General features: G+C 68.6%; 6 protein-coding genes. 2 read left to right on the top strand and 4 right to left on the bottom strand.

The genetic code is table 11. The annotated features are described in order from the left end of the window. Positions 1-245: 245 nt before the first annotated feature. Positions 246-1424: an Ig-like domain-containing protein gene (locus ABH927_RS06695; protein ID WP_370019032.1), complete on the top strand. Its 1179-nt coding sequence runs from the start codon at positions 246-248 to the stop codon at positions 1422-1424. 99 nt (positions 1425-1523) lie between these two features. On the opposite strand, the gene ABH927_RS06690 is transcribed toward ABH927_RS06695, so the two are convergent. From ABH927_RS06690 to ABH927_RS06675, 4 genes are read right to left on the bottom strand one after another with little or no spacing between them, the layout of a single operon-like run. Next, complete coding sequence (locus tag ABH927_RS06690) at positions 1524-3173, bottom strand: cytochrome bc complex cytochrome b subunit (protein ID WP_370019030.1); 1650 nt, start codon at positions 3171-3173, stop codon at positions 1524-1526. Beyond that, positions 3173-4291, bottom strand: coding sequence for a Rieske 2Fe-2S domain-containing protein (locus tag ABH927_RS06685; RefSeq protein WP_370019029.1), 1119 nt, complete (start codon positions 4289-4291; stop codon positions 3173-3175). The genes ABH927_RS06690 and ABH927_RS06685 overlap by 1 nt, the downstream gene beginning before the upstream one ends. Then, positions 4288-5100: a c-type cytochrome gene (locus ABH927_RS06680; RefSeq protein WP_370019027.1), complete on the bottom strand. Its 813-nt coding sequence runs from the start codon at positions 5098-5100 to the stop codon at positions 4288-4290. Before ABH927_RS06680 ends, ABH927_RS06685 begins: the two co-directional genes overlap by 4 nt. Positions 5101-5117: 17 nt before the next feature. Continuing rightward, complete coding sequence (locus tag ABH927_RS06675; RefSeq protein ID WP_370019025.1) at positions 5118-5735, bottom strand: heme-copper oxidase subunit III; 618 nt, start codon at positions 5733-5735, stop codon at positions 5118-5120. Positions 5736-5897: 162 nt separating this feature from the next. On the opposite strand from ABH927_RS06675, the gene ABH927_RS06670 reads away from it, so the two are divergent. Then, positions 5898-6323 carry a hypothetical protein gene (locus tag ABH927_RS06670; protein WP_370019023.1) on the top strand — a complete coding sequence of 142 codons (426 nt, stop codon included), beginning with the start codon at positions 5898-5900 and terminating at the stop codon, positions 6321-6323. Positions 6324-6379: the final 56 nt, after the last annotated feature.

The following is a 6379-nucleotide window of genomic DNA, read 5'->3' as shown; positions in this document are numbered from 1 at the left end:
GGCCCGCCCGCCTCCGGCATGGGTGGCCACCCCCCCCCCCCCCCCCACCCCCCCCCCCCCCCCCCCCCCCCCCCCCCCCCCCCCCCGGGGGGGGGGGGGGGGGGGGGGTTTCCCCCCCCCCCCCCGCGACGTTTTCGCGTTCACCCGCCGGACGGATTTTTGCCGGGAGAGGGCTTCTCCCAGGCTCGGACCCAGCGTGATCAGGGAATAACCCAGAGAAACCGATCAGGCGGGGGGAGACCGACGTGCGAGCTGGTGCAGGGGCGCTGGCCCTTCTCATGGCGACGGGATGTTCCGCCACGTCGACGGACCAGGACGGCGACGGGCCCGGGGCCAAGGCGGCGATCACCATCACCCCGATGGACGGGGCGCGGGAGCTGCCTCCGGAACTGCCCATCACGGTCGGCGCCGCCGGCGGGGCACTCAAGAGTGTCACCGTAAGGGCCGGAGGGCAGCCTGTGACGGGCATTTACAGCGCCGACCACACCCAGTGGCGGAGCGAGCGCCCGATGGCTCCTGGCGTCTCCTACAGCGTCACGGCCGTGGCCGCCGCCCCCGGCGGAGGGACCGTCCAGAGGTCCAGCGCGTTCACCACGAAGAGGGGCACCACGACCTTCGGGATCGAGACGCTGCTGCCCAGCAAGCAGGACACCGGCCTCACCGTGGGCGTGGGTATGCCGATCATGCTCACGTTCGACAAGAAGATCACCGACCGTGTCTCGGTCGAGCGCAACCTGTTCGTCCAGGCGTCCCAGCCCGTCGAGGGGGCCTGGCACTGGTACGACGACCGTAACGTCGTCTTCCGGCCGAAGGCCTACTGGCCGCCCTACACCAAGGTCCGGTTCACGGCCCGCCTCTCGGGCGTCCGCGGCGCCGAGGGGATGTACGGCAAGCAGGACTACGTCCGCGACTTCACGATCGGGCGGTCCCAGATCAGCCTGGCCGACACCCAGACCCACTACATGAAGATCAGGCGCGACGGGAAGGTCATCCAGAACTTCCCGATCAGCGCCGGCATGGGCGGCGTCTGGAGGCACTACACGACCAGCGGCGTCCATCTAGCGATGTCCCGCGAGGACGTCACCGTGATGACGTCTCCCGACGCCGGCCCCGGCGACGCGGGGTACTACCAGACGACCGTCTACGACACCGTCCGGATCTCGAACAGCGGTGAATACGTCCACGGGGCCCCGTGGTCGGTGGGGGACCAGGGCAACTCCAATGTCAGCCACGGCTGCATCAACGTCAGCCCGTCGAACGCGAAGTGGTTCCTCAAGAACACCCTGATCGGCGACCCCGTCATCGTCAGGGGCACGCCGCGGAAGCTCGAGCCGACCAACGGCTGGGGCCACTGGCAGGAGTCGTGGGGCGACTGGCTGAAGTGGAGCCGTCTCCGCGGCGACGTCGCCCAGCCCCTCCTGTAGGCGCGGGCGCGCTGTAGGCCCTCAAATAGGCGCTCAAAAGCGAAGCGGCCCGGGCGGGGGAGAGATCCCGTCCGGGCCGCTTCCGCGTGCGTTGCCGGCTCAGTGGAGCTGCTTGTGCTCCCCGGCGCCGGAACCGACGGCGGCGTGCTCGTCTTCGTGGCCGTGATCCCCGTCATGAGGATGGCCGTCCCCGTCGAGCGGGACGCGGTCCGTGCCGTACGCCTCGCTCATCTTGGCCCGGAGCCGGCCGAGCGCGGTGCGGGCGGACTTGGGCGGGATGCCCTCGCCGTCCACCCCGCTCTCGATGACCGGGATCAGCTCCTTGCCGCGGATGTGGTCGGCGATGTCCTGCGCGGCCGGGGTGTGGACCTCGATGTACTCGCCGTTCGGCATCCGCTTGATGACGCCCGACTCCACGCCGTGGGACAGCACCTCGGCGTCCTTGCGCTGGAGGCCGATGCAGATCCGGTAGGCGATGTAGTAGGCGATCGCCGGGCCAATGAAGATCGCGAATCGGCCGAAGATCGTCGTCTCGTACAGGCTGATCTTGAAGTTGGCCGAGATCTCGTCGTTCGCGCCCAGCAGCCACAGGATGCCGTAGAACGCGATCCCCGAGATGCCGATCGCGGTCCGGTGCGGGTTGTTCCGCGGCCGGTCGGCGATGTGGTGCTCCCGGCGGTCGCCGGTGACCCACTGCTCGGCGAACGGATAGAGCGCGAGGCCCGTCATGATGATGCCCATCGGCACCAGCGCCGGGATCAGCACGCTCAGCGCGACCGTGTGGCCCCAGAAATTGATCTCCCAGGAAGGCATCAGGCGGAGCGCGCCCTCCAGGAAGCCCATGTAGAAGTCGGGCTGCGACCCGGCCGAGATGTCCGCCGGCGTGTAGGGACCGAACAGCCAGATCGGGTTGATCTGGGCGAAGGTTCCGAGCAGCGCGATCACGGCGAACGTGAACAGGAAGAACGCGCCCGCCTTGGCCATGAAGGCCGGGTAGAACGGCGCGCCCACCACGTTCGTCTCGGCGCGGCCCGTGCCCGGCATCTGCGTGTGCTTCTGCACCCACATGAGGATCATGTGGGCGGAGATGAGCGCCAGCAGGATGCCCGGGATCAGCAGGATGTGGATCGTGAAGAACCGCGAGATCACGTCGTGGCCGGGGTACTCGCCGCCGAACAGGAAGAACGTGATGTAGGTTCCGACGATCGGGATGGCCATCATGACGCCCTCGGTGATCCGCAGACCGGCGCCGGAGAGCAGGTCGTCGGGGAGGGAGTAGCCGGTGAGGCCCTCCAGCAGCGCCAGCGTGAGCAGGCCGACGCCGATGAGCCAGTTCAGCTCACGCGGCTTGCGGTACGCGCCGGTGAAGAACACGCGCAGCATGTGGACCGTCATGCCGGCGACGAACAGCAGCGCCGCCCAGTGGTGGATCTGCCGGATCAGCAGACCGCCCCGCACGTCGAAGCTGATGTTCAGGGCGGAGGCGTACGCCTCGGACATCCTCACGCCGACCAGCGGCTGGTAGGAGCCCGCGTAGGCGACCTCGCCCATGCTGGGCTTGAACCAGAGCGTCAGGAACGTGCCGGTCAGCAGCAGGATGATGAACGAGTAGAGCGCGATCTCACCCAGCAGGAACGACCAGTGGTCCGGGAAGACCTTCCTCAGGTTGCGCTTGAGGAAGGTCCCCGCGCCGAGGCGGTCGTCGAGGAAGGTGGATGTGTCCGCGATGGCCTTGGGAGGAGTGTTCATCAGGCCTTCTTCTCCCTTGCTTCCGCCTCGGCGTCCCCGCGCTCCCAGAAGCTGGGGCCCACGGGGACGTTGAAGTCGGACTTGGCGACGAGGTAGCCCTCGCCGTCGATCCCGATGGGGAGCTGCGGCAGCGGCCGCGCGGCGGGGCCGAAGATGACCTTCGCTCCGTCGGCCGCGTCGAACGTCGACTGGTGGCACGGGCAGAGGATGTGGTGCGTCGTCTGCTCGTACAGCGCGGCGGGGCAGCCCACGTGAGTGCAGATCTTGGAGTACGCGACGATGCCGTCGTGCGTCCAGTTCAGGTTCGTGCCGGACTTGATCTCCTCCGGGCGGAACTTGAGGAGGATCAGTGTGGCCTTGGCCAGCGCGTTCAGGTCCTCCTCGTAGCCTTCCGGCACGACCGAGAGGATGCCGCCGGGCGAGTTGAAGTCGGCGGCGCGGATCGGCTGGCCCGTGCCCTCGACGACGAGGCGGCGTGGCTTGCCGTCCTTGGTCGGGACGCCCCACACCGTGTGCCTGAGCGAGGTGCCGGGCAGCGGGCCGAGGTCCTTCAGCAGCACCAGCGGGGCCAGGCCCAGCGGCGCGGCGGCCAGCAGGAGCGTACGGCGCAGCAGCTTGTGCTTGACGAAGCCGCTCTCGTTGGCGCCCTCCAGGAACGTCTCCTTGACGTACTCCCGGGTGGCGGAGTCGGAGGCCATCGGGTGGCGCTCCTGCACGAGGTAGTACTTCGGCATGATCCGCCGCACCCACAGCGTTATGCCGCTCGCGAGCGACAGCAGGGCGATGCTGAGCGTGCCGCCCAGCGCGTAGTTGGAGACGGCGGTCTTGTCGATCGTGCCGACCTGGAAGGCGACGTAGGAGGCGATGAACGCCGCGCCCGCCAGGAAGGTGATCGTGAACAGCAGCGCGACGAGCCTCTCGGCCCTGCGGGCGCTCGCCGGGTCCTGGTAGACGACCCCGGGCACACCCTTGACCTCGTGGACGTCCTCGTCGCCGAGGAACGCGGCTCCGGCCCCGCGGCGGTTGTCGTCACCGAGGATGGGGCCGTTGGAGGAGGGTGTGCCGATGACGCGCGCCGGGACGCGGCTCTCCGGCTGATCGATGTGGTTATCTGTCATGCCTTCGCCCGTCGCTTCTTCGCGGTGATCCAGATGGCGGCGAGGATGAGGAGACTGATGCCCGCGATCCACGCTACAAGACCCTCGGTCACGGGGCCGATCCGGCCGAGGCCCGAGCCACCCGGGTCGGTCTGCTGCCGGACGTGGACGATGTAGGCGATCATGTCCCGCTTCTTCTCGGGCGTGATCGTCGAGTCGTTGAAGACCGGCATCGCCTGCGGGCCCGTGATCATGGCCTCGTAGATCTGCGTCGGCGTCGCCTCGTTCAGCGGCGGGGCGTACTTGCCGTAGGTCAGCGCGCCGCCCGCGCCGACGAAGTTGTGGCACTGGATGCAGTTCGCGCGGAACAGCTCGCCACCCTTGGCCGGGTCACCCTTGGCGACTTCCACCTGCTCGGCGCTCGGGACCGTCGGGCCGCCGCCCAGGGACTGGACGTAGGCGGCCAGGTCCCTGATCGCCTCAGGGTTCACCCAGTCGGCGAGCGGCTTGCGGGGGGCCTGCGGGCCCGCGTCCGCGGCCGGCATGCGGCCGGAGCTGACCTGGAAGTCCACGGCCGCCGCGCCGACGCCCACGAGAGTGGGGGCCTTGCCGCTGCCCTCGGCGTTCAAGCCGTGGCAGCTCGCGCAGTGGGCCACGAACAGGCTCTTGCCCTGCGCCACGTCGTCGGCCTTGCCGGACGCGATCGCCGCGTCCGCGCTGCTGCCGTTCGGCGCGGCGACGGCGTATCCCCCGCCGAGCAGGCCCAGGGCGAGCGCCACGACGGCGAATCGCGCGAGGGGATGGCGCCGTCGGGCGGTGATGGAGTTCACCGAAATTCCCGTTCCGATCATTTGATGATGTAGATGGTCGCGAAAAGGCCGATCCAGACCACGTCGACGAAGTGCCAGTAGTAGGACACGACGATCGCGCTGGTCTGCTGCTCATAGGTCAAGCGCTTCGCGGCGTACGTACGTCCCAGGATGAACAGGAACGCGATCAGACCACCGGTCACGTGCATGCCGTGGAAGCCCGTGGTCAGGTAGAACACCGAGTCGTACGGGGAGTGCGAAAGGACGTGGTGCTCCTTCGCCAGGTTCCCGTACTCCCAGAGCTGCCCGCCCACGAAGAAGGCGCCCATGAGGAAGCTAACGATGTACCAGAACCGGAGCTTCCCGACCTGGCCCTTTTCCACTGCCCACACGCCCAGCTGGCACGTCACACTCGACAGGACCAGAACGGTCGTGTTGAAGGTCGCGAACGGGACGTTGAGGTCCGCCTCGGGCCACGGACCGTGCTCCGTGAGGGTGACCGACCGGATGGTGAAGTACATCGCGAACAGCGCCGCGAAGAACATGAGCTCAGAGGACAACCACACGATGGTCCCGACCTGAACCAGGTTGGGCCGGGTGGACCCGTGCGGTCTCGTCGTCGTAGTAATTGCGGATGCTGTCGCCACGGGCAGCATTATTGCGGCTCTCCAGGTCGGGTCGCCCCACGACCCCCCGTTAGGGCTCCATCCGGCCACCAAAACGGGCACACCGCAGCATTCACCCCGGGGCTGCGCGCCTGGCGCTCGCGCCGGTAGCATCACGATGACCATACCCCGCGATTCGACAGTGAGCGTGAAATGAGGGTTCTCGTCTACAGCGACGACGCAGGCACCCGTGAGAAGGTGCGGCTGGCCATCGGGCGGCGCCCCGCCGCGGACGTGCCCCTCGCCGACATCGTCGAGTGCGCGACGCAGCCGGCGGTGATCAAGCTGCTCGACGCCGGTGACATCGACGTCGCCATCCTGGACGGCGAAGCCGTCCCGGCAGGAGGCATGGGGATCAGCAGACAGGCCAAGGACGAGGTCCACAACTGCCCGCCGATCCTGCTGCTCATCGCGCGCCGCGACGACCGCTGGCTCGCCAACTGGTCCCGTGCCGACGCCGTGGTCGCCCAGCCGCTCGACCCGGTCGTCCTCGCCGAGGCGGTCGCCGACCTGATGCGCCGCCGCCTCAGCGTCTCCGGGACCGGTGTCCCAGCCCATGTACCACCCCAGAACCACTGACTCCGACCTCTGTAGCCGACACTCGACTCCACGTCCCTGACACCGCGGAGCCCACC

The organism is Planotetraspora sp. GP83, assembly GCF_041262585.1.
Lineage (GTDB): Bacteria > Actinomycetota > Actinomycetes > Streptosporangiales > Streptosporangiaceae > JAOEGB01.
The sequence above is the reverse complement of the archived record's forward strand: the minus strand, read 5'-3'. Positions and strand labels throughout refer to the sequence as shown.